The organism is Fusibacter sp. (genome assembly GCF_057447755.1).
On the sequence record NZ_JBVBZF010000494.1, the window covers coordinates 1 to 1,799 of the forward strand.

The window sequence follows — 1,799 nt, forward strand, 5'->3', positions numbered from 1 at the left end:
CTCATGAACTTTTACCATTTCATGAGGTTTTTATTTATAGTGCTAATTAGTATACAATAATCCTTATATGTAGTTATAATCATTAATTTCCTTTCAATTATTTCTCATCCCCAGAAAGATCATCTTTCTTATCTTCGTCTTCATCAATATCTTGATCATCATCTTTTTCAAGTGCACGGTCAACCTTTAGGATCAAATTATCCCATTCTTCCTTAGTGTACGAATCGCTACCAATTTGATAGGCTGTTTCCGTTTCTCCATTCTCTAGCTTAACTTTTATTTCGCGAACTTTGTTTTGGATAACGTCTATAAGGGCCAACCTTTTGGTCTCTCTTGATTCATCAATTTCATAAACATTCTCCTCATCACGACGATGTGTCTTCTCGGAGAGCAAGTCTATAAAGGCATTACTTGATTCCGCTTCGGTTTGATAGCCTAGACTTCTATTTGTTGGCTCTAAAGCATTTGATTTTATTGAAGTTATCATTTTCGACCTCCTTTTTGAGTATTTAAAAAAACACATAACATAGATGGTAACCTACACATCAAGTTACTTTATTGCTTTATTACGGATCGCATACCTAGCATGGTCTTCCCATACACCATTTATTCTTAAATATTCAATTCCTAAGCCCTCATAATTGAAACCCAACTTTTCTACAACCTTGATAGAACTGATATTTCGTGGCATTATGTTGGCTTCTATTCTATGTAGTTCTAGGTCATTGAATGCAATTTCAATCACTTTTTTAATCGCTTCAGTGATATACCCTTTATTGAGTTCAGACGCATCAAGTTTATAGCCAATATTACAGGATTGAAAGGGGCCTTTTATAATATTGGATAAGGTCACATTACCAATTATATTGTCATTTCCTTTTACTGAAATGTATAGACTTAAATGACTACCATTGTCATTATTGATCATTTCAGACTTTAATCTTTTTAAAATTGCTTGGTCATCATAAAAAGTTGCCATCCTTAATGGCTCCCAAGGTGTTAGAAATACCTTGTTTTTTAAAAGATATTTCTTTAGAATTGGAAAGTCACTTTCCTCAATTGTCTTAAGTATCAGTCTGTCGGTTTCATAACATTTCATAAATTCCTCCCATGGTCTTTTGATTAATCTTTAAAACCTTTATCTTGCAAAATACGTTCTACACCTAGCTTATAAAGAGGATACATATCCTCAGTTCGGGTAATATGTGACTGGATTGGAACACCATACATAAGTGCAATTAAAAGATTGATGATGTTCTCAAACTCACTAGGCTCTATAGCATCTATCTGAGAAAGATAATGGGTAAACACCTGACAAAGGTCTAAGGCCTTTACTTGTTGATTATAGGCCTCAGCATTAAAAAGATAGTACTCGTAATCGCTTATATGGATGGCTGCAGGTTCTTCATTTAGCTTTGAGTAATAATGAATAAGGGCAATCATTAATTTTTGATTTAAAGGTTTTTCAGAACTAATCGTTTGAAATACGTGGTTTATACCTTCCAGACCTTGAAGGCCTTTACACGAAATCTCATAACTTCTATCATAAAGCCATCTTTGGATGAAGTAATCCAACACTTGCTCTTTATGGGTAAAATATTTAAAGAAAGTCACCTTAGTCGTGTTGACATTGCTACAGAGTTCATCTAGAGATATCTCATTTAGGTCTTTATCTTTGAGCAAGCGCAGCATTTCATCCAATATAGCCGTTTTGAGAATTGCTGCCTTTTTCTCTCGTAATCCAAATTTATTCATTAGTATGACTCCCTTTAAATTTTTTATAAAACCACAAGATTGCA

General features: G+C 33.7%; 3 protein-coding genes. All 3 read right to left on the bottom strand.

The genetic code is table 11. The features are described 5' to 3' along the window. Positions 1-97: 97 nt before the first annotated feature. The 3 genes from AC220I_RS22025 to AC220I_RS22035 all read right to left on the bottom strand — a co-directional run bounded on the left by AC220I_RS22025 (position 98) and on the right by AC220I_RS22035 (position 1,755). Positions 98-487, bottom strand: a complete 390-nt coding sequence (locus AC220I_RS22025; protein WP_486726017.1) for a hypothetical protein — start codon at positions 485-487, stop codon at positions 98-100. Positions 488-550: 63 nt separating this feature from the next. Next, on the bottom strand, positions 551-1,099 hold the full coding sequence (locus tag AC220I_RS22030) for a GNAT family N-acetyltransferase (RefSeq protein ID WP_486726018.1): 549 nt from the start codon (positions 1,097-1,099) through the stop codon (positions 551-553). A 23-nt stretch (positions 1,100-1,122) separates the two neighbouring features. Continuing rightward, positions 1,123-1,755 carry a TetR/AcrR family transcriptional regulator gene (locus tag AC220I_RS22035; RefSeq protein ID WP_486726019.1) on the bottom strand — a complete coding sequence of 211 codons (633 nt, stop codon included), beginning with the start codon at positions 1,753-1,755 and terminating at the stop codon, positions 1,123-1,125. Positions 1,756-1,799 lie beyond the last annotated feature (44 nt).

Excerpts from the sequence above, each read along its gene's own strand:
- AC220I_RS22035 (WP_486726019.1), bottom strand. The coding sequence starts at position 1,755 with ATGAATAAATTTGGATTACGAGAGAAAAAGGCAGCAATTCTCAAAACG.
- AC220I_RS22025 (WP_486726017.1), bottom strand. The coding sequence starts at position 487 with ATGATAACTTCAATAAAATCAAATGCTTTAGAGCCAACAAATAGAAGT.
- AC220I_RS22030 (WP_486726018.1), bottom strand. The coding sequence starts at position 1,099 with ATGAAATGTTATGAAACCGACAGACTGATACTTAAGACAATTGAGGAA.